The 1,204-nt window shown below is 54.4% G+C and carries 1 protein-coding gene; it reads right to left on the reverse strand.

Going from position 1 to position 1,204, the window contains the following annotated elements:
- Window positions 1-1,141 (reverse strand): IS3 family transposase gene (locus AC07UY_RS21720; protein WP_494701936.1). Its coding sequence is split into 2 segments (ribosomal slippage), with 1,142 coding nucleotides annotated over them: window positions 1-883 and window positions 883-1,141; the frame shifts between segments, so codons are not numbered across the junction. This gene is flagged as partial in the annotation.
- Window positions 1,142-1,204: the final 63 nt, after the last annotated feature.

A 1,204-nucleotide genomic window follows, 5' to 3' on the forward strand; every position in this document is an offset into this window, starting at 1 on the left:
TTCTGGTTTTCAAACTGTTCCGGGCTGAGTCCGCCACAGGCGCTGTGACGTCTCCAGCGATTGTAATCACACTCGATATAATTAAACACCGTCGCCCGCATTATTTCCCGGCTGATAAAGCGTTCCCCGTGGATACATTCTACTTTCAGCGAGTGAAAGAAGCTTTCCACGCAGGCATTGTCATAACAGCAACCTTTCGCGCTCATGCTTCCACGCAGATTATGACGCTTCAGTAACCCCTGATAGTCCGCTGAACAGTACTGCCCGCCTCTGTCCGTATGCACGATGACATTTTCCGGGCGCTTTCGCCGCCAGAGCGCCATCTGTAACGCATCGCAGGCAAGTTGTGCTGTCATCCGCGGTGACATTGACCAGCCAATGACGGCACGGGACCACAGGTCAATGACTACAGCCAGGTACAACCAGCCTTCGTCCGTGCGCAAGTACGTGATGTCACCCGCCCATTTCTGGTTCGGAGCACTGGCGTAAAAATCCTGTTTCAGCAGATTGTCAGACACCGGAAGGCCATGTTCGCGGTAGCTGACCGGGCTGAACTTCCGGGCCGCTTTTGCGCGAAGCCCCTGACGCCGCAAGCTGGCGGCAATGGTTTTGACATTGTACGCAGGAAGCTCATCCACAAGACGGGGCGCACCATAACGCTGTTTTGCGTCAGTGAATGCCTTTCGGACAGCAGCATCGCAGACAAGCCGGAACTGCTGTCGAGGGGTTATCTGATGACGACGCAGTCGCCAGGCATACCAGCCACTGCGGGCAACCCGCAGAACCCGACACATGGCTTTGACGCTGAACTCAGCCCGATGTTTTTCAATAAAGACATACTTCATTTCAGGCGCTTCGCGAAGTATGTCGCGGCCTTTTGGAGGATAGCCAGCTCCTCGTCCCGCTCAGCCAACTGGCGCTTAAGGCGCGCAATTTCAACAGACATTTCCTGCTCACGTTCGGAAGAGCAGCGGGCATTGTTAATCTTACTGCGCCATGCATAGAGCTGGGATTCATACAGGCTGAGTTCCCGGGCAGCGGCAGCAATACCGACACGTTCCGCAAGCTTCAGGGCTTCGTTGCGGAATTCAGGCGTGTGCTGTTTGCGGGGCTTCTTACTTGTTGATACTGGTTTTGTCATGAGTCACCTCTGATTGAGAGTTTACTCACTTAGTCGCGTGTCCACTATTCGCGGGTAAGATCA

It is taken from the genome of Citrobacter sp. GW821-FHT02E08 (assembly GCF_059421685.1).